16 protein-coding genes and 1 riboswitch are annotated in these 18,658 nt (G+C 67.7%); of the genes, 4 read left to right on the plus strand and 12 right to left on the minus strand.

Annotated features, from left to right (window positions below):
• Positions 1-11 precede the first annotated feature (11 nt).
• The 4 genes from nusB to ACGFZ3_RS08670 all read right to left on the minus strand — a co-directional run bounded on the left by nusB (position 12) and on the right by ACGFZ3_RS08670 (position 2,741).
• On the minus strand, positions 12-491 hold the full coding sequence (gene nusB / locus ACGFZ3_RS08655) for a transcription antitermination factor NusB (protein ID WP_392919237.1): 480 nt from the start codon (positions 489-491) through the stop codon (positions 12-14).
• Positions 488-955, minus strand: coding sequence for a 6,7-dimethyl-8-ribityllumazine synthase (gene ribH, locus ACGFZ3_RS08660; RefSeq protein ID WP_068854542.1), 468 nt, complete (start codon positions 953-955; stop codon positions 488-490). Before ribH ends, nusB begins: the two co-directional genes overlap by 4 nt.
• Positions 956-1,035: 80 nt before the next feature.
• Entirely contained in the window at positions 1,036-2,133 is a 1,098-nt protein-coding gene (gene ribB / locus ACGFZ3_RS08665) for a 3,4-dihydroxy-2-butanone-4-phosphate synthase (RefSeq protein ID WP_392919241.1), read from the minus strand.
• Positions 2,130-2,741 (minus strand): riboflavin synthase, encoded by a 612-nt coding sequence (locus ACGFZ3_RS08670; protein WP_392919244.1) that lies wholly within the window; start codon positions 2,739-2,741, stop codon positions 2,130-2,132. The genes ribB and ACGFZ3_RS08670 overlap by 4 nt, the downstream gene beginning before the upstream one ends.
• A 76-nt stretch (positions 2,742-2,817) precedes the next feature.
• A riboswitch (FMN riboswitch) is annotated at positions 2,818-2,962 on the minus strand.
• Between the two features lie 156 nt (positions 2,963-3,118).
• On the opposite strand from ACGFZ3_RS08670, the gene ACGFZ3_RS08675 reads away from it, so the two are divergent.
• Positions 3,119-3,751 (plus strand): outer membrane beta-barrel protein, encoded by a 633-nt coding sequence (locus ACGFZ3_RS08675; RefSeq protein WP_392919247.1) that lies wholly within the window; start codon positions 3,119-3,121, stop codon positions 3,749-3,751.
• 124 nt (positions 3,752-3,875) lie between these two features.
• Here ACGFZ3_RS08675 and ribD read toward each other — a convergent pair whose 3' ends face one another.
• The 4 genes from ribD to glyA all read right to left on the minus strand — a co-directional run bounded on the left by ribD (position 3,876) and on the right by glyA (position 7,308).
• Positions 3,876-4,961, minus strand: coding sequence for a bifunctional diaminohydroxyphosphoribosylaminopyrimidine deaminase/5-amino-6-(5-phosphoribosylamino)uracil reductase RibD (gene ribD / locus ACGFZ3_RS08680; RefSeq protein ID WP_392919250.1), 1,086 nt, complete (start codon positions 4,959-4,961; stop codon positions 3,876-3,878).
• Between the two features lie 35 nt (positions 4,962-4,996).
• Positions 4,997-5,518, minus strand: a complete 522-nt coding sequence (nrdR, locus tag ACGFZ3_RS08685) for a transcriptional regulator NrdR (RefSeq protein ID WP_392919253.1) — start codon at positions 5,516-5,518, stop codon at positions 4,997-4,999.
• A 93-nt stretch (positions 5,519-5,611) separates the two neighbouring features.
• Positions 5,612-6,055, minus strand: coding sequence for a hypothetical protein (locus tag ACGFZ3_RS08690; RefSeq protein WP_392919255.1), 444 nt, complete (start codon positions 6,053-6,055; stop codon positions 5,612-5,614).
• Complete coding sequence (glyA, locus tag ACGFZ3_RS08695) at positions 6,055-7,308, minus strand: serine hydroxymethyltransferase (protein WP_392919258.1); 1,254 nt, start codon at positions 7,306-7,308, stop codon at positions 6,055-6,057. The genes ACGFZ3_RS08690 and glyA overlap by 1 nt, the downstream gene beginning before the upstream one ends.
• A gap of 246 nt (positions 7,309-7,554) precedes the next feature.
• Here glyA and ACGFZ3_RS08700 point away from each other — a divergent pair, with 246 nt between their 5' ends.
• Positions 7,555-11,712, plus strand: a complete 4,158-nt coding sequence (locus ACGFZ3_RS08700) for an autotransporter domain-containing protein (protein ID WP_392919933.1) — start codon at positions 7,555-7,557, stop codon at positions 11,710-11,712.
• Positions 11,713-11,755: 43 nt separating this feature from the next.
• Here ACGFZ3_RS08700 and ACGFZ3_RS08705 read toward each other — a convergent pair whose 3' ends face one another.
• Positions 11,756-12,211: an RcnB family protein gene (locus tag ACGFZ3_RS08705; protein ID WP_392919261.1), complete on the minus strand. Its 456-nt coding sequence runs from the start codon at positions 12,209-12,211 to the stop codon at positions 11,756-11,758.
• 234 nt (positions 12,212-12,445) lie between these two features.
• On the opposite strand from ACGFZ3_RS08705, the gene ettA reads away from it, so the two are divergent.
• On the plus strand, positions 12,446-14,110 hold the full coding sequence (gene ettA / locus ACGFZ3_RS08710; protein ID WP_392919264.1) for an energy-dependent translational throttle protein EttA: 1,665 nt from the start codon (positions 12,446-12,448) through the stop codon (positions 14,108-14,110).
• A gap of 155 nt (positions 14,111-14,265) precedes the next feature.
• Complete coding sequence (locus ACGFZ3_RS08715; protein ID WP_392919267.1) at positions 14,266-15,582, plus strand: NCS2 family permease; 1,317 nt, start codon at positions 14,266-14,268, stop codon at positions 15,580-15,582.
• Between the two features lie 68 nt (positions 15,583-15,650).
• Here the strand turns inward: ACGFZ3_RS08715 and pncB are convergent, their stop codons facing one another.
• The 3 genes from pncB to ACGFZ3_RS08730 form a co-directional block, all read right to left on the minus strand.
• A complete protein-coding gene (pncB, locus tag ACGFZ3_RS08720; RefSeq protein WP_392919270.1) occupies positions 15,651-16,826 on the minus strand; it encodes a nicotinate phosphoribosyltransferase in 1,176 nt (391 codons plus the stop codon).
• A 123-nt stretch (positions 16,827-16,949) separates the two neighbouring features.
• On the minus strand, positions 16,950-17,786 hold the full coding sequence (locus ACGFZ3_RS08725; protein WP_392919273.1) for a glycosyltransferase family 2 protein: 837 nt from the start codon (positions 17,784-17,786) through the stop codon (positions 16,950-16,952).
• The gene (locus ACGFZ3_RS08730) at positions 17,783-18,643 is read right to left on the minus strand and encodes a glycosyltransferase family 2 protein (RefSeq protein WP_392919277.1); all 861 of its coding nucleotides are present in this window, start codon (positions 18,641-18,643) and stop codon (positions 17,783-17,785) included. Before ACGFZ3_RS08730 ends, ACGFZ3_RS08725 begins: the two co-directional genes overlap by 4 nt.
• Positions 18,644-18,658: the final 15 nt, after the last annotated feature.

Genomic DNA, 18,658 nt, shown 5'->3' on the forward strand with positions numbered 1-18,658 from the left:
CCCAACCCGGCTCAGTGCCCGCTTTCAGCCTTGCGCCACTCCACCGCCGCGCGATCCAGCACGCCGTTGACGTAGGTGTGGCCGTGTTCGGAACCAAACTTCTTGGTCGATTCGATCGCTTCGTTGATCACCACGCGGTACGGCACATCCATGCGGTAGCGCAGCTCGAACGCGGCCACACGCAGCGCTGCGCGTTCGATGGCGTCCACTTCCTCGATGCCGCGGTCCACGAACGGATCCAGCGCTTCGTCCAGGTCCTTGCGGTGGTCGAGCACGCCGCTCACCAGCGCTTCGAAGTACGCCAGGTCGGCAATCTCGCGCGCCTGCTCGTGGGCAAACTGGGCGATCAGGGCCTGTGCGTTGCCGCCGGAGATCTGCCAGGCGTAGATCGCCTGCAGGGCACGACGGCGCGCGCGCGAGCGCAGCACCGGGTCGATGCCATCACGGCGGACCGGCTTGCCGGAGGGCTTGCCCGGGTTTGACTTGTTCACGGCAACTGCTCCAGAAGATTGACCATTTCCAACGCCGTCAGTGCGGCTTCCTCACCTTTGTTGCCGTGGCTGCCACCGGCGCGGGCCTCGGCATCCTCGGCGCGTTCGACCGCCAGCACGCCATTGAGCACCGGCACGCCGAAATCCAGCTGGACACGCATCAGGCCTTCCGCACAGCGGTCAGCCACGTGTTCGTAGTGGCGGGTGTCGCCGCGGATCACGCAGCCCAGGGCGATGATCGCGGCATGTTCGTGCGCGGCCGCCAGGCGGGCGGCGACCAACGGCAGTTCCCACGCGCCGGGTACCCGGATCACGTCGATGGCCGCTTCCTGGATCCCGTTGCCGGCCAGGCTCTGGCGCGCGCCGGCCACCAGCACGTCGGTGATACGCGCGTTCCAGCGGCTGGCGAGAATGGCGAAGCGGGCCTGTTCCGGTGTCCGGAGATCGCCTTCGTAGTGGCTCATGATCGGCAGGTTGTTCAATAAAGAGGGACATTCTACCGTACCTCCAGGCATCGCCCGGAGGTACGGCGGTCGGGGTCAGCTCACGGAGCAAGCGTTTCCACGACTTCCAGGCCGTAGCCGGACAGGCCGACCTGGCGACGCGGAGTGCCCAGCACCCGCAGCTGGCCCAGGCCGAGGTCGGACAGGATCTGGGCGCCGGCGCCGTTGCGGCGCCACTGGCTCACGTCCTTGTCCTTGCCCGGAGTGACCGGCTGCGGCTGCTGGCGCAGGCGGGCCAGCAGGCTGTTGCTGTCACGCGGGGCGGACAACACCACCATCACGCCGCGCCCGGCCGCCGCGATGGCGCGCAGGGCGTCGGTGGAGGCCACGCCGAAATCGTCGCGGCGCCAGTGCAGCAGGTCGGCCAGCGGGTTCTCCACCTGCACCCGGACCAGGGTCGGCTGGGTGTCCGGGGTGCCACGGACCAGCGCGAAATGCAGGTCGTGGGCGATGCGGTCGCGGTAGGTGACCAGCTTGAACGGGCCGAATTCGGTGTCGATTTCCCGCTCATCGACGCGCTCGACGGTCTTCTCGGTGGCCAGTCGGTAGGCGATCAGGTCGGCGATCGAGCCGATCTTCAGGCCGTGCTCGCGCGCGAACACTTCCAGCTCCGGGCGGCGCGCCATGCTGCCGTCGGGGTTGAGGATTTCCACCAGCACGCCAGCCGGCTCCAGCCCGGCCAGCATGGCCAGGTCCACGCCCGCTTCGGTATGGCCGGCGCGGGTGAGCACGCCACCCGGCTGGGCGATCAGCGGGAAGATATGGCCGGGCTGGTGCAGGTCGGCCGGCTTGGCATCGGGCTTCACCGCAGTGCGGATGGTATGCGCGCGGTCATAGGCCGAAATGCCGGTAGTGACGCCTTCAGCGGCTTCGATACTGACGGTGAAGTTGGTCTGGAACTGGGCTGTATTGGCCTGCACCATCGGCGCCAGGCCGAGGTCAGCGGCGCGCTCGCGGGTCAGCGGCAGGCACACCAGGCCACGACCGTGGGTAACCATGAAGTTGATGTCCGAGGGCTTGACCAGCTCGGCGGCCATGATCAGGTCGCCTTCGTTCTCGCGGTCTTCGTCATCGACGATGACCACCATGCGGCCCAGGCGGATGTCCTCGAGGATTTCGGGGATGGAAGCAAAGTTCATGCGCGGATGTCCTGCACCTGGGGGGCGACCAGCCGTTCGACGTACCGGGCCACCAGATCGATTTCGAGATTGACCGCACTGCCCACGCCGGTTGCGGCAAAGGCGGTGTTGGCCACCGTATGCGGGATCAGCGCGACCTCGAAGCCGGCGTCATCCACCTCGTTGACGGTCAGGCTGACCCCGTCCACGCAGATCGAGCCCTTCCTGGCGATATAGCGCAGCAGACCGGCCGGCGCGGCAAAGCGCCAGCGCTGGGCGCGCGCGTCCTCATGGATGGACAGCACCTGGCCGAGGCCGTCCACATGGCCGCTGACCAGGTGGCCACCCAGGCGGTCAGTGGGGCGCATGGCGCGTTCCAGGTTGATCACCGCGCCCGGGGCCAGCTGGCCAAGCGTGGTCAGGCCCAGCGTCTCGGTCGAGGCATCGGCCTGGAACGAGGTCTCGTCGAAGGCGATGACGGTCAGGCACACACCGTTGATGGCAATGCTCTCGCCCAGCTGCACGTGCTCGAACGGCAGGCTGCCGACATGGAAGGTGAAGCGGACATCGCCGCCGAGGGGATCGCGCGCGGCCAGATGGCCGACGCCGGTGATGATTCCAGTAAACACTAACGTTCTCCGCGAAAAGTGAGCGAAAAACGCCGCAAGGCAAACAGGCGGGCGCAGGGCCATGCAGGCCCTGTAGCACCGTCTTCTTTCATCCGGACTATACCGTCGGCTCCGGCATCGGACCGGATCTGCTGACCTTCCGGCGGGGCCGGAAGCGCTCGCGGGCTCGTGCTTGCGCACCTACCGCCGGTGGGGAATCGCACCCCGCCCTGAAGACGTTTGTATACCGGCGAACCGGCCCCGCCATTGTAGCAGCGCAGGCTGAGCGCTCGCTTTCTGTAAACAATTTGTTAAGATGCGCCCCGCGCGGCGAAGATCGCCGCCCTGCCGCCCACGACGGACCGGCTGAAATGGACCTCACTCTCCAAGGAATTCTGATGCGCAAGATGCTCGTCCTGGCCGCCGCCCTGCTGGCCGCCGCTCCGATGGCCGCCTCTGCTGCCGATGCCATGAGCTACACCTATGTTGAAGGCGGCTGGACCCAGCTGCAGGTCAGCAATCCCGGCAGCAACCCCAAGCTGGACGGTGGCTTCCTCCGTGGTTCCTTCGCCATTGCCGAGCAGGTGTACGTGTTCGGCGGCTACAGCACTGTTTCCAAGACCTACCACCTGGAAGACAGCATCGGCGAATACCGCATCAAGAACACCATCGACCAGCCGGAGGCAGGCATCGGCTACCACATGCCGTTCTCCGACCGCCTGGACTTCACCGCCGACATCGCCTGGATGCGCATCAACAACGAAATCAAGTTCGATGACGGCACGTTCAGCGAAACCGAAAAGGTGCACACCAATGCCGGCCGTGGTTCGCTGGGCCTGCGTGGCAAGCCCTCGCGCGCGACCGAAGCCTGGTTGAAGGCCGGCTACATCGACGGCAGCGACATGGACGGCGAGTGGATCGGCACCCTGGGCGGCCAGGTCAGCTTCAACCGCAACTGGGGCCTGATCGGCGAAGTCCAGTACTTCGACGACATCACCCAGTACTCGGTCGGCGTGCGCGCCAGCTTCTGAGTTACTGATCGGGCAGCGCTAACCCGCGCCATGATCGACGGGCCCCGCGAGGGGCCCGTTTTTTATTGCCCATCGATTCGCGCGAATCGATTGATCTGCGTTCTGCGTTCGGCAGCGCAACCTGTCAGTGGGGCCGCAGCAGCAAGCGCAGGTCGTCGCCTACCTGACGCTGGTCAACCAGCCGCAGCCGACGCTGCTGTTCCATGGCGTGGATGCCCAGCCCGCCCAGCAGCGGCCGGCCGTGCTCGCCAAGCAGGGTCGGCGCCTGGTAGAGCAGCAGTTCGTCCACCCAGTCGCCGGCCAGCAGCGCGCCGCATAGGGTGGCGCCTGCTTCCGTGTGCACTTCGTTGATGCCGCGATCCGCCAGCAGGGTCAGCACTGCTCCCAGATCGAGCCGGCCATTGTGGCTGGGCACGCGCGCGAACTCGGCATCGGCCGCAACGGGAGGGCTCACGGCGGCGTCGTGCAGGTAGAGCGTCGGCGCCCCACCCTCACGGACCCGGGCACGTTCCAGTGAGCGCAGGCGGGAATCCAGTACTACGCGCAGCGGCGCCATTACTTCGGTGTCCGTCAGACGTACGGTCAACTGCGGGTCATCGGCCAGCACGGTGTCGGCGCCGGTCAGGATCGCGCCGGCACGGGCGCGCCAGTGCTGTACATCCTCACGTGCTGCGGCGCCGGTAATCCACTTCGAGGTGCCGTCGGCCATGGCCGTGCGGCCGTCCAGGCTGGCGGCCAGCTTGACCCGCAGCCACGGACGGCCACGCTCAACGCGCGACAGGAAGCCGTGATTGAGTTCGCGCGCCTGCGCCGCCATCAAGCCTTCGGCCACCTCGATGCCCGCCTCGCGCAGCAACACGAAGCCGCCGCCATCCACCTTGGGAAACGGGTCGCGCATGGCGGCCACCACCCTCGCTACGCCGGCCTCGATCAATGCCAGCGCGCACGGCGGGGTGCGCCCGTGATGCGCGCAGGGTTCCAGGGTCACGTAGGCGGTGGCGCCGCGCGCCTCGTCGCCGGCCTGGCGCAGCGCGAACACTTCGGCGTGCGGGCCACCGGTGCGCTGGTGCCAGCCCTCGCCGACCACCCGGTCGCCGTGCGCGATGACGCAACCCACCATTGGGTTGGGACGGGCGGTGAACATGCCGCGTTCGGCCACGCGCAGCGCGCGCGCCATGTGCAGGTGATCGAGGGTGGTGAAGGTGGTCATTACCTGATGGTAATGCAGCGGGGCAGAGCCCCGCCCTACCCTTTCTTCTTCTTGGTCAGGGCGATCACATCGCCCAGCAGCTGCAGCTGTTCGGTACTGGACGGCAGCTCGCGTTCAAGCTTTTCGATTTCCTCGCGGAAATCGGCCACGTCCTCGAAGCTGCGGTACACCGATGCAAACCGCACATAAGCCACGTGGTCGAGCTTGCGCAGTTCGTTCATCACGAACTCGCCGACCTTGATCGACGGGATCTCGCGTTCACCGCACATGCGCAGCTGCTGCATCACCGCGCGCACCGCCAGTTCGATCTTGTCTTCGGGCACCGGGCGTTTCTGCAGCGCGCGGTCGAAGCCGACCCGCAGCTTGCGTACGTCGAACGCTTCGCGGCTGCCGTCGCTCTTGACGATCGCCGGCAGCTTCAATTCGATGGTTTCCAACGTGCTGAAGCGCTCACTGCACGCCTCGCATTCACGCCGACGGCGGATCGTCGCACCGTCTTCGGAGACGCGCGAGTCGATCACCCGGGTATCGGCATGCTGGCAGAACGGACAGTACATGGAACGCCTTGCATCAGAAAAACGTCATGCCGTGGTCACGGCAGCGTCGCAACGGTACCTGAGAAGACCCCAGCGTACAAATCGCGATGTCGATCAGGATTCGCCGGCAGCGGCCGGAACCGCCCGCAACCAGAGCAGATGCGCGCTGCAGGCCAGCAGTGGCGGCCCGACCATCAGGTAGCCCAGTGCCCGCCACGAGCTGCCGGAAAACGAGTTGTAAATGACCAGGGCGACCACGCCCAGCGCGGCCACCACGCCCAGCCCCAGCCCCACCCACGGCAGCAGGCCGGTGCTGCGCAGGGCGGCTCGCCCCCTGCGCAGGTAGACCACGCTCAGCCAGGCCCAGCCCAGCAGGCCGCAGACCCCGGCCAAGGCCCAACCCAGCAGGAACAGGCCTTCACGATTGGCCATGTGGCCGTGGCGGTCAAAGAACACATACACCGCCAGCCCGGCCACGCCGCCACCGGCGACCAGCGCGGGCAACCCCAGCAGCAGCGCCTGCGCGATGTAAAAGCGCCGCTGCAGGGTCTCGCCCATTACCCGTAGACCGGGTACTTGCGGCACTGCGCGCTGACCGCGTCACGCACGCGGGCGATCACGGCCTCATCGGCCGGCGCGTCGAGCACATCGGCGATCCAGCCGGCCAGTTCCACGCAGTCGGCTTCCCGGTAGCCGCGGGTGGTCACTGCCGGGGTGCCCAGGCGCAGGCCCGAGGTCACGAACGGCGAGCGCGGGTCGTTGGGTACCGAGTTCTTGTTGACCGTGATGTGGGCCTTGCCCAGCGCGGCTTCCGCATCCTTGCCGGAGACGTCCTTGCCGATCATGTCGACCAGCATCAGGTGGTTCTCGGTGCCACCAGAGACGATCTTGTAGCCGCGCCCGATGAGCGTGGTGGCCATCGCCTGGGCGTTCTTCACCACCTGCTGCTGGTAGGCCTTGAAGCCCGGCTCCAGCGCTTCCTTGAAGGCCACGGCCTTGGCGGCGATGACGTGCATCAGCGGGCCGCCCTGGATGCCCGGGAACACGATCGACTGCAGCTTCTTTTCGATCTCTTCGCCGGCGCCCTTGGCGATGATGATGCCGCCACGCGGGCCGCGCAGGGTCTTGTGGGTGGTGGAGGTGACCACATGCGCGTGCGGCAGCGGGCTGGGGTAGACGCCGGCGGCGACCAGGCCGGCCACGTGGGCCATGTCCACGAACAGGTAGGCACCGACCTTGTCGGCGATGGCGCGGAAGCGCGCCCAGTCCACGACCTGCGAATACGCCGAGAAACCGGCCACCACCATCTTCGGCTTGTGCTCCAGGGCCAGGCGCTCGACCTCGTCATAGTCGATCAGGCCCTGCTCGTTCACCCCGTACTGCACCGCGTTGAACAGCTTGCCCGAGGCGTTGACCTTGGCACCGTGGGTGAGGTGGCCGCCGTGGGCCAGGCTCATGCCCAGAATGGTGTCGCCCGGCTGCAGCAGCGCGAAGTACACCGCCTGGTTGGCCTGCGAACCGCTATGCGGCTGCACGTTGGCATAGTCGGCATCGAACAGCTGCTTGAGCCGGTCGATCGCCAGCTGCTCGGCGATATCCACGTATTCGCAGCCACCGTAGTAGCGCTTGCCCGGGTAGCCTTCGGCGTACTTGTTGGTCAACTGGCTGCCCTGGGCTTCCATCACCGCCGGGCTGGTGTAGTTCTCGCTGGCGATCAGCTCGACGTGGTCTTCCTGGCGCTGGGTTTCGGCAGCGATGGCCTTGGCCAGTTCGGGATCGTAGGTTTCGATGCGGACGTCACGCGGGAACATCGCTTACTCCAGACAGGGTGAGGGGAACGACAGCCTTCCATTGTAAGGCCGGCGGCCGGGGCTGGCCCGTGCCGAAGGGCGGGATTGCGCTCGGGCGCGTAGATCCGGCCAAAAATCTGAACTGAGACACTGTTCCTTGAATTGTTCAGATTAATCGATCCAACACCCTAAAGACGTTCATCCGCCGGCCGTTATCGCCCCCTCAGGGAATCGCTTTCATAAAAACGGGGGTTGGCTGTGAATCATGTGTATCGCGTGGTCTTCAATCACGCGCTGAAGTGCCTTCAGGTAGTGTCCGAGTTCGCCCGTGGCGGCCGTGCCACCCGCCGCATCGACCGGCGCGCGCCGCGCGTGGCGCCGCTGGTTGCCGGCATCGCGCTGGCCTGCGCCGCGCCGTCCGCCTTCGCCGGCCTCAACGGCTGGAACGAGTTCCGCGGCACCCTCGACACCCGCTGGGACAACGCCGGCAACTGGGAAGCCGGCGAGCCGACCAGCGGCTCGGTGGCCGCCTATATCGATGGCAACCGTACCGCCGACGTCACCCTTACCGGGGAGCGCACCAACCATATCCACGTCGGCTATACCAGCCGCGGCAACCTGTCGATCCTCGGCGGCGGCCAGCTGACCTCGGCCACCATCTTCGTCGGCACCGGTGATCGCGCGGGGACCGCCTCCACGGCCGACGGCCGCATCCTCATCTCCGGCGCCGGCTCGACCTGGACCGCGCTGACCACCATCGGCGTCGGCCACCTGGGCAATGGCCAGGTCGACGTCGACAACGGCGGCACCCTGGCCATCGGTACCGACGCCTATGTCGGCGCGGGCCCTACCGGCACCGGTCTGGTCAACGTCAGTGGTGCCACCTCGCGCTTCACCAGTGGTCGGACCCTGCTCCTGGGCAATGAAGGCAACGGCACCGTCAAGGTGTTCGATGGTGCCCAGATGACCAGCGTGACCGGCTACGTCGGCAACACCCGCACCGGCGTGGGCGTCGCCGAGATCTCCGGTGCCGGCAGCCGCTGGCTGAACACCGGCGTGCTCAACATCGGTGAGTACGGCAAGGGCACCGTGAAGGTGCTCGATGGCGCCAGCGCCGAGGTGCGCGGCAACCTGTACCTGGGCAACCAGGCGCTGTCCGCCAGCCTGCGCTCGCGTGGTGACCTGGTTGTGTCCGGTGCCGATGCCCGCTTCGTGCAGACCAGCGGCCAGACGGTCGTGGGCAACGCGGGCGTGGGCGCCATTGAAGTGTCCGACGGCGCCAGCGCCGGTTTCGGCGCCACCACGCTGGGCATGGCCTCCAGCGGCGTGGGCACCGCGCGGGCGACCGGCGTGGGCTCGCGCCTGGAGGCGGCCTCGCTGACCCTGGGCGCCAGCGGCTGGGGCCGGGTGGATGTCGACAACGGCGGCACCGTCGCAGTCGCCAACGATGTCGAGCTGGGCGCCGGTGTCAATGGCACCGGCGTGCTGGTGGTCAACGGTGCCGATGCGCAGTTCACCACCGGCGGCACCCTGCGGATCGCCAATGTGGGCTACGGCACGCTGCAGGTGCTCGATGGCGGGCAGCTGAGCAGCGCGGCGGCGGTGCTGGGCGTGGCCCGCACCGGCGACGCGTCAGCGGAAATCTCCGGTGCGGGCAGCCAGTGGCTGAACACCGGCGCGCTCAGCATCGGTGAGCTGGGCAAGGCGACGGTCAAGGTTCTCGACGGTGCCCGCCTGGACATCCAGGGCGACCTGGCGGTCGGCAATGGCGCCATCTCGGCCAGCGATCGCTCACGGGGTGACCTGCTGGTGTCCGGCACCGGGGCCCGCGTCGAACAGACCGGCGGCACCACGCGGGTGGGCAACGCCGGCGTGGGTAACCTCGACATCTCCAACGGCGGCACGGTCGCGTTGGGCAACGTGCTGGTGGGGGATTCCGCCCAAGGCCAGGGAACCATCGGGGTGACGGGCGCGGGCTCCAGCTGGAGCAGCAGCTCGCTGAGCGTGGGCGAATCGGGCCAAGCCACCTTCACGGTTGCCGATGGCGCCAGCGCCGACATCGCCGGCGACATCCTCCTGGCCCGCAACGCGGGCAGCAGCGGCACCCTGACCGTAGGGCAGGATGCGGTGCTCGCCGTGGGCACTGGCACCGCAAGCGCCGTGCTGTCCGACGGCCAAGGTGCCTCCCGCTTCGATATGGCCGGCGGCACCCTGCGCACCGGCACCGCGCTGTCGGTCGACACGGCCGTACTGCTGAGCGCCGACGCCACGTTCGACGTGGAGGTCGACGGCAGCCTGACCACCTCGCGCGCTTTCACCGGTCCGGGCAAACTGCACAAGACCGGCAGCGGCACGCTGACGCTGCGTGGCGACAGCACCGGCTGGAACAGCGCGCTGCTGGTCGACGAAGGCAGCGTGACCCTGGCCAACGGCGCCGCGCTGGGCGGTGGCTGGCTGGGCATGGCCGACGGCACCACCCTGGCCTTGGGCGATGCAGTGGCCCTCAACAATTCGGTACAGCTGCAGGGCGAAGTCGCTGTGGCGGTAGCCACCGGTGAAAGCGCCACCTTGTCCGGCAATGTCAGCGGCAACAGCAGCAGCACGCTGGTCAAGCGCGATGGCGGCACCCTGACCCTGGGCGGTGGCACCACCGGCGGCCTCACCCGTGTCGAGGACGGCACCCTGCGCGTGACCGGCAATGCGCTCAACGGCGGCGACGTGCAGATTGACGGCGCCGGCACGCTCCAGATCGACACCACCCGCGTGCTGACCTACGCCGGTCAGTTCAGCGGCGAAGGCACCCTGCGCCAGGGACGCCACTTCCTGACCCTCACCGGCGACAGCAGCGGCTTCACCGGCACCACCGTGGTCAACGGCGGCATGCTGGCAGTGGAGGGCGCGCTGGGCGGTTGGGTGCAGCTGGACAACAGTGCGCTGCTGGCCGGCAACGGCAGCCTGGGCAGCGTGCAGCTGCTGGGCGGCAGCGTGCTCTCGCCGGGCAGCCGCGTCAGCGGCGGTATCGGCCGGTTGTCGATCCGAGGCGACCTGCTGTTCGACCCGAGCGCCACCTTCTCGGTGGACGTGGCCGCCGATGGCCGCAGCGATCGGGTGGACGTGGCCGGCATCGCCTCGCTGGGCGGCGCGGGCACCGTGGCGGTGGCCGCGGCCGGCGACTGGCAGGTGTCCACGCGCTACACCGTGCTCACTGCCGGTGACGGCGTGGACGGCACGTTTGCCGGTGTGACCAGCAACTTCGCCTTCCTCGATCCCACCCTGAGCTATGACACCAACAACGTGTACCTGACCATGGCGCGTAACGACATCGCGCTGCCCGAGGTGGAACTGGCGTTCCCCGAGGTGGTGGTCAATGACAACCAGCGCGAAGTGGCGACCGCCGTGGAAGCGCTGGGCGATGGCAACGCGGTGTACGACGCGGTGGTGCGCCTGGAAGTGCCGCAGGTGGTACCGGCCTTCGACAGCCTGTCTGGTGAAGTGCATGCGGCCACGCGTGGCGCGCTGCTGCAGAACCGCTTCCTGCACGATGGGATCGACCGCCACCTGGATGGCCGCGCGATCAGCGGTGACATCGCGCCGGGTGTGCAGGCCTGGGTGGCCGGCAGCGGTGGGCAGATGCGTACCGATGCGAGCGCGCAGAATGCGGCCACCCGCGTCCAGCAGCACGGCCTGATGGCCGGTGCCGGCTGGCAGCTGGGTGACACGCTGGAACTGGGCGTGGCCGCTGGCCAGCAGCAGCTGGACAACCGCCTGCGCGAGCGTGCGGCGGTGGCTGAGACCGATGCGACCGAGTACGGCGTGTACGCCAGCTACCGCTGGCAGGGCCTGAGCCTGCGCGGCGGCGTGACCCGGGCCGACTACCGCACCGACACCACCCGCACCGCGCAGGTGGGTACGACCTTCAGCGAGGAGCTGCTGGCCCGCGAGGACGCCACCGGCACCACCGCGTTCGTGCGCGCCGGCTGGTCCTTCGGCGGTCCGCGCCTGCAGCTGACCCCGGAAATCGAACTGGCCCAGGTACGGCTGGAAAGCGATGGCGGGCAGGAACGCGGCGGCGACAGCGCGCTGCGCCTGGGTGCGGCCGACAGCCGGTACCGCACCGGCCTGGCCGCGCTGAAGGCCGACTGGGACATCAGCGGGGGCCTGCAGGACCGCGCCGTGCTGACCGCGCGCGTGGGCTGGCAGTACGCCGATGGCGACCGTCTGCCCACCACCACCGCGCGCTTCGTCGGCGGTACGCAGGACTTCACCATTGCCGGTGCACCGCTGGCACGCAGCAGCGTGCTGGCCCAGCTGGGCGTGGCGGTCAGCCCCAGCGCCAACAGCCGGCTGTCGCTGCAGATGCAGGGGCGTGAGGGTGACGGCCAGCGCGATGTGGGCGCGCAGCTGGACTGGTCGATGGCGTTCTGACCGGCTGTTTCGCTCTGTAGAACGAAGAAGTTGCGTTCCGGGCTTACCGGTTGTTGATCACGTAGTCGGCGATGATGCCGGTGGCGATGGCGACCAGCAGCAGGTTGCCACGGTCGTCTCGGATCCAATGGTGGTCACGCGGTGGACGGCGCACCGAGTAGCGGCTGTAGTCGTTGACCACGTAGACCGGGCCCCGGTAGTACTCGTTGTAGCGGTGACCGCGTGCCCAGCCATAGCCCCGGCCGGGGGCCGGGCGGTAGACCACGCGCGGCGGCGGTGCCGGGCGGTAGTAGCCACGGTTGTCGTAGTAGCGGCGATCGTGGCGGGCTTCACGGCGGTGGTCGTCGCGCCAGTCGTGGCGGTCGTGGCGACGGTCGTGACGATCGTCGTGGTGGCGGTCGTGGCCGCGGCCGCGATGGTCGTCGGCGAACGCCGGGGCGATGCTGCCCAGGGCAAGCAGCGAGGCAACGGTCCCGACCACAATTCGATTCATACGCATGACTGGCCTCGCTTGGTGGAGTGATGGCTCCATCATGCTGACGTCGTCTGAACGGTTTCCGGCTGGAAACGGTTTCCATTCCAGGCAGCTTGACGACCCATTCAGGCAGCGGCAAGCCCCGCCTGACGGCCCGCCCGGCGGTGGCCGGCGCTTCCGGCTATAATTGGCGTCATCCCTTTTCATCTGTGCTTGTTCCTGACGGAACGGGCGCAGGGTCGCGTCTTCGGAGAGCTCATGTCCTCGCAATACATCTACACGATGAACAAAGTCAGCAAGGTGGTCCCGCCCAAGCGGCAGATCATCAAGGACATCTCGCTGTCGTTCTTCCCGGGTGCCAAGATCGGCCTGCTGGGCCTGAACGGCGCCGGCAAGTCCACGGTGCTGAAGATCATGGCCGGCGTGGACACCGACTTCGAGGGCGAAGCCCGCCCGCAGCCCGGTATCAAGGTCGGCTACCTGGCCCAGGAACCGGAGCTGGACCCGACCAAGACCGTGCGCGAAGCGGTCGAGGAAGGCGTGGGCGAGGTGCTGCAGGCCCAGGCCGCGCTGGACGCGGTGTATCTGGCCTATGCCGAAGAAGGTGCCGATTTCGACAAGCTGGCCAAGGAACAGGAGCGCCTCGAGGCGATCCTGGCCGCCGGCGATTCGCACACCCTGGAAAACCAGCTGGACGTGGCCGCCGATGCGCTGCGCCTGCCGCCGTGGGATGCCATCGTGGGCAAGCTGTCCGGTGGTGAAAAGCGCCGCGTGGCGCTGTGCCGCCTGCTGCTGCAGAAGCCGGACATGTTGCTGCTCGACGAACCGACCAACCACCTCGATGCCGAGTCGGTGGAATGGCTGGAACAGTTCCTGGCGCGCTACACCGGCACCGTGGTGGCCGTCACCCATGACCGCTACTTCCTGGACAACGCGGCGGAGTGGATCCTGGAACTGGACCGCGGTCGCGGCATTCCGTGGAAGGGCAACTACACCGACTGGCTGATGCAGAAGGACGAGCGCCTGAAGCAGGAAGACAACCAGGAAAAGTCGCGCCAGAAGGCGATCCAGAAGGAACTGGAGTGGTCGCGCCAGAACGCCAAGGGCGGCCGCACCAAGGGCAAGGCCCGTCTGGCCCGCCTGGAAGAGCTGCAGTCGGTCGATTACCAGAAGCGCAACGAAACCAATGAAATCTTCATCCCGCCGGGCGAGCGCCTGGGCAATTCGGTGATGGAGTTCAAGAACGTGTCCAAGAAGTTCGGCGACCGCCTGCTGTTCGACGAACTGAGCTTCCTGGTCCCGGCCGGCGCGATCGTGGGCATCATCGGTCCCAACGGTGCCGGTAAGTCGACCCTGTTCAAGATGATCACGGGCCAGGAGAAGCCGGATTCCGGCGAGATCGTGGTCGGTCCGACCGTCAAGCTGTCCTACGTGGACCAGAGCCGCGACGCGCTGGAAGGCAACCACAACGTCTTCCAGGAAATCGCCGGCGGCCTGGACATCCTCAACATCAACGGCATCGAGATCCAGTCGCGCGCCTACATCGGCCGCTTCAACTTCAAGGGCCAGGACCAGCAGAAGCTGGTCGGCTCGCTGTCCGGTGGTGAGCGTGGCCGCCTGCACATGGCCAAGACGCTGCTGCAGGGTGGCAACGTGCTGCTGCTCGACGAACCGTCGAACGATCTGGACATCGAAACCCTGCGTGCGCTGGAAGATGCACTGCTGGAGTTCCCGGGCAATACGTTCGTCATTTCGCATGACCGCTGGTTCCTGGATCGCATCGCGACCCACATCCTGGCGTTCGAAGGCGATTCGCACGTGGAGTTCTTCCAGGGCAACTACCGCGAATACGAAGAAGACAAGCGCCGCCGCATGGGCGACGACGCCGCCCCGAAGCGCCTGCGCTTCAAGGCGCTGAAATAAGAAAAGCGAAAACGGCCGCGCTCGCGCGGCCGTTTTGCATTGTGGTAGGCCACGGCCGTTGGTCGTGGCGCGAGGTCAGCGGCAGCGTTTCATTGCTGCGCGCAGGGAGGCCGCCGGCCTCCCTCGAAAGCTGCCAACACCCATGGACCCCCACCATGAAACTGCTTGAAAACCTGTTCCAGCTCAAACAGCACGGCACCACCGTGCGCACCGAACTGCTGGCCGGGCTGACCACGTTCCTGACGATGTCCTACATCGTCTTCGTCAATCCCGACATCCTGTCCACCACCGGCATGGATCCCGGCGCCGTGTTCGTCGCCACCTGCCTGGCCGCCGCGCTGGGCTCGCTGGTGATGGCGTTCGCCGCCAACTTCCCCGTGGGCATGGCCCCCGGCATGGGCTTGAATGCGTTCTTCGCCTTCACCGTGGTTGGTGCCGCCGGCCTGCCGTGGCAACAGGCATTGGCCGCCGTGTTCATCTCCGGCCTGGTGTTCCTGGCGCTGTCGCTGACCGGCGTGCGCGCCTGGCTGGTGGCCGGTATTCCTGCCTCGCTGCGCGCCTCGATCGTGGCTGGCATCGGCCTGTTCCTGGCCATCATCGCCCTGCAGAAGTCCGGCGTGATCATCGCCAACCCCGACACCCTGGTCGCGCTTGGCCCGCTCAATGCCGCCCCGCCGCTGCTGGCCCTGGCCGGCTTCCTGCTGATTGCCATCCTCGAAGCACGGCGCGTGCGCGGTGCCATCCTGATCGGCATTCTCGCGGTCACCGGCGCCGCCTGGCTGCTGGGCGCCGTGCAGTACCAGGGCGTGATCTCGCTGCCGCCCAGCCTGGCGCCCACCTTCCTGCAACTGGACCTGCCCGGCCTGCTGCACCACGACGGCGGCGCGCCCATCGCCGTGCTGCTGCAGGTGGTGCTGGTGTTCGTGCTGGTCGAGGTGTTCGATGCCACCGGCACCTTGTATGGCGTGGTCGGCCGTGCCGGCCTGCTCAAGCTGCCCGGTGCGCAGAAGCGGTTTGGGCGTGCGCTGCTGGCCGACAGCACCGCCATCGTCGCCGGCTCACTGCTGGGCACCAGCAGCACCACCGCCTTCGCCGAAAGCGCCTCCGGCGTGCAGGCCGGTGGCCGCACCGGACTCACCGCGCTGGTGGTGGCCGCGTTGTTCCTGGCCGCGCTGCTGTTCTCGCCGCTGGCCGGCATGGTGCCCGGCTATGCCACCGCGCCGGCGCTGCTGTTCGTGGCCGGTCTGATGCTGCGTGAGCTGGTGGATGTGGAATGGAATGACCTGACCGAATCGGTGCCGGCAGCGCTGTGTGCGCTGGCGATGCCGTTTACCTATTCGATCGCCAACGGGTTGGCGTTCGGGTTCATTGCCTTTGCGGTGCTGAAGGCCGGTACCGGGCGGTGGCGGGAAGTGCATCCGGCCGTGTGGTTGGTTGCCGCGTTGTTCGTTGCCCGGTACGCGTTGGAGTAGGTAACGACCGTTGGTCCGTACACGGTCAATGCGTCATCGGCGGTAGGTAACGACCGTTGGTCGTTACGCTATTCCGGCGGAAGTTCGAATACTTGGCGCAGGTACGCCAGGTAGCCCGGGTCGTCGCACATGCTCTTGCCCGGCGAATCGCTCAGCTTGGCCACCGGCTGGCCGTTGCAGCGGACCATCTTGATCACGATGTTGAGCGGGGTCGGGCCCAGGTCGTTGGTGAGGTGGGTGCCCACCCCGAACGCGACCTGGCAGCGGCCACGGAAGTAATCGAACAGGCGCATCACTTTTTCGATGTTGAGCCCGTCGCTGAACACCAGCACCTTGCTGCGCGGGTCCACGCGGCGCTCCTTGAAGTGCGCCAGCATGCGGTCGCCCCAGCTGAAGGGGTCGCCCGAATCATGGCGCACGCCATCGAACAGCTTGCAGAAATACATGTCGAAATCGCGCAGGAACGCGTCCAGCCCGACCACGTCGGACAGCGCGATGCCGAGGTCGCCGCGATACTCGCGCGCCCACGATTCCAGTGCCGCCACCTGCGAATCGCGCAGCCGCGGGCCAAGCGCCTGGAAGGCCTGAAGGTACTCATGCGCCATGGTGCCGTGCGGAGTCATGCCGTACAGGCGCGCAAAATGCACGTTGCTGGTACCCACGAACTGCTCGCCCAGCGCATCGCGCATCATCGGCAGCATGCGTGCGTGCCAGTCCCGCGAGTAGCGGCGGCGGCTGCCGTAGTCGGCAATGCGGCACAGCTCGAAGCCGGGCGTATCGCGCAGCAGCGCGGTCTTGGCCTGCAGGCGGCGCTCGCCTTCGGCGAAGTCCGGGTTACTGGTGTTGCGGAACCAGACTTCGTTGATGATCGCCAGCAGCGGCACTTCAAACAGGATGGTGTGCAGCCATGGCCCGGTGATGTCCAGCTCGATCTCGCCCGGGACGGCCTGCGACGGACGCAGGTCGATGTACTTGCGGTCCAGGTGGAACAGGCCGAGGAAATCGGCGAAGTCCGGCTTCACGAAACGCAGCCCGCGCATGTAGTCCAGCTCTTCGGTGCTGAAGCGCAGCTGGCACAGGTGGTCGATTTCGGCGTTGATCTGGTCGATGAAGCGGGCCAGGTCAATGCCCGGCGTGCGGCACTTGAACCGGTACTGGACCTGCGCGCCGGGGTGCTGGTGCAGCACCGCCTGCATCATGGTGAATTTATACAGGTCGGTGTCGAGCAGGGACTGGATGATCATGCCCGGATTATGCGCCTGCCCGCATGTACCGACCAACGGTCGGTACCTACCGCGCCGCGCCTCAGTGACACCCGGGATCATGCCCACGCCCCGGCAGGTACCGACCGTTGGTCGGTACGCGCCTCAGCGGTTGCGGAGCAACCGCGGGATCTGGGCCGCGGCGTGCGCCCAGATCGCGCCCCATACGGCGGCCTGCACCAGCAGGTTGCGCCGGGGCGCCTCGAACCGGCGGAAGTAGCGCCACAGGCCACGGTGCTTGTGCCATTCCACGAAGAACGGCCGCGAGCGGCTGGATACACCGCGCACGTGCACCACCCGCAGGTCGTTGGCGATGGCCACCACCGCGCCGGCCTCGCGTGCGCGGCGGCACAGGTCCAGGTCTTCGGCATGCAGGCGGTAGCCGGCATCCCAGCCGCCGATGCGGTCGAACAGCGTACGCGGCATCAGCAGCAGCGCCCCGGACAGCGCCGGCACCACCTGCAGCACCTGCGACGGGTCGGCCGGAATGGCCAGCTTCGCGCCCTGCCCCGGGTGGCGCAGCATGGCGCCGAAATCGGGATCGCGGCGGCGCACCGCCGCATCGGGCTGGCCCTGCTCGTCCACCTGCTCCACGCCCAGCACGCAATCGCCCAACACCTCACCGCGGGCGCGCAGCTGTGCCAGCGTGCCGGCTTCGACCATCAGGTCGGGGTTGATGAAGGCCAGCCACGGCGCCTGGCTGTCGGCCACGCCCTGGTTGTTGGCGGCGGCGAAGCCCGGGTTGTCGGGGTTGGCGATGAAACGCACGCGCAGGTCTGCCGTGGCGTGGCGCTGCACGATCTCCAGCGTGCCGTCGTCGGAATTGTTGTCGACCACGCGGATCTCGGCGACTTCGTCGGCCGCGCGCAGCCGCGTCAGGCAGGCGTCCAGGGTGCTGGCACTCTGGTAGCTGACGATGATGACGGCAATGCAGGGATTCAAACAGGCGGCTCCGGAGCGGGTGCGGCGGGCGATCCGAACAGATCGCCCTGCGACCGGGGCATTATCGCCTGCTGGTGCAGGCGCTGCAGGTCCTGCCTGACCTGCAGCAATGGATCGCCCATCAGGAAACCGGCCAACCGTGGCTGCCAGGTCGGCCAACGCGTCCCCAGCGCCTCCAGGTCGCCGTCGTACGCCTGCGCCTCACCGTCGCGCGCGACATACGCATTGGCGCACAGCGCGTTGCGCCAGCCCAGGCCGGCCATCCGCAGGCTCAGGTCGATCAACGCCGCGTTCCACGAGCCATAGCTGTGCACGTCCAGGCCGCCGGCCCTGCGTCGCGCGTTGGCACGCAGCAAGACCGCGTGGGTCACCGCCGAAGGCAGTTCCGGGTCCAGCGTGGGCAGTGCGGCGCACGCCTGCGCCACCGCGGACAGATCGTCCGGCACCGGGTTGATCTCGCCCAGCCGTGGCCAGGCCGCCGTTTCACCTGCATTGCACCACGGCGTGGCCGAGCCGATCGAGGCATCCCGCGCAAAGCAGGCTTCCAGCTGCTGCAGCCAGCCCGGCGCGGGCGCCGCATCGGGCGCCAGCACCACCACGTCCCCGCCTTCGCAGGCGCGCAGCATTTCATCCAGGTGCGCCACTTCGCCGATCGCGCGGGCGCGGCGGGTGTATTCGGCCCGCAGCGGGGTGCTTTCCAGCCAGTGCTCGATCACCGCCTGCGCGCGCGGCCCGGCCTGGCCATCGTCGGCCAGCCACACCGGCGTCCGCGCCGGCGTGCCCGCATCCAGCGCGGCCAGGCAGCGGTCCAGCGCGCTGTCATCGACTCCGATCGGCAGCAACACGATCGTTCCCATCCGTCCCCCTGTGTG

The sequence above is a fragment of the Stenotrophomonas sp. NPDC047960 genome (assembly GCF_043204395.1).
Classification (GTDB): Bacteria; Pseudomonadota; Gammaproteobacteria; order Xanthomonadales; family Xanthomonadaceae; genus Stenotrophomonas.

Excerpts from the sequence above, each read along its gene's own strand:
- ribH (WP_068854542.1), bottom strand. The coding sequence starts at position 955 with ATGAGCCACTACGAAGGCGATCTCCGGACACCGGAACAGGCCCGCTTC.
- ribB (WP_392919241.1), bottom strand. The coding sequence starts at position 2,133 with ATGAACTTTGCTTCCATCCCCGAAATCCTCGAGGACATCCGCCTGGGC.
- ACGFZ3_RS08675 (WP_392919247.1), top strand. The coding sequence starts at position 3,119 with ATGCGCAAGATGCTCGTCCTGGCCGCCGCCCTGCTGGCCGCCGCTCCG.
- ribD (WP_392919250.1), bottom strand. The coding sequence starts at position 4,961 with ATGACCACCTTCACCACCCTCGATCACCTGCACATGGCGCGCGCGCTG.
- nrdR (WP_392919253.1), bottom strand. The coding sequence starts at position 5,518 with ATGTACTGTCCGTTCTGCCAGCATGCCGATACCCGGGTGATCGACTCG.
- ACGFZ3_RS08690 (WP_392919255.1), bottom strand. The coding sequence starts at position 6,055 with ATGGGCGAGACCCTGCAGCGGCGCTTTTACATCGCGCAGGCGCTGCTG.
- glyA (WP_392919258.1), bottom strand. The coding sequence starts at position 7,308 with ATGTTCCCGCGTGACGTCCGCATCGAAACCTACGATCCCGAACTGGCC.
- ACGFZ3_RS08705 (WP_392919261.1), bottom strand. The coding sequence starts at position 12,211 with ATGCGTATGAATCGAATTGTGGTCGGGACCGTTGCCTCGCTGCTTGCC.
- ettA (WP_392919264.1), top strand. The coding sequence starts at position 12,446 with ATGTCCTCGCAATACATCTACACGATGAACAAAGTCAGCAAGGTGGTC.
- ACGFZ3_RS08715 (WP_392919267.1), top strand. The coding sequence starts at position 14,266 with ATGAAACTGCTTGAAAACCTGTTCCAGCTCAAACAGCACGGCACCACC.
- pncB (WP_392919270.1), bottom strand. The coding sequence starts at position 16,826 with ATGATCATCCAGTCCCTGCTCGACACCGACCTGTATAAATTCACCATG.
- ACGFZ3_RS08730 (WP_392919277.1), bottom strand. The coding sequence starts at position 18,643 with ATGGGAACGATCGTGTTGCTGCCGATCGGAGTCGATGACAGCGCGCTG.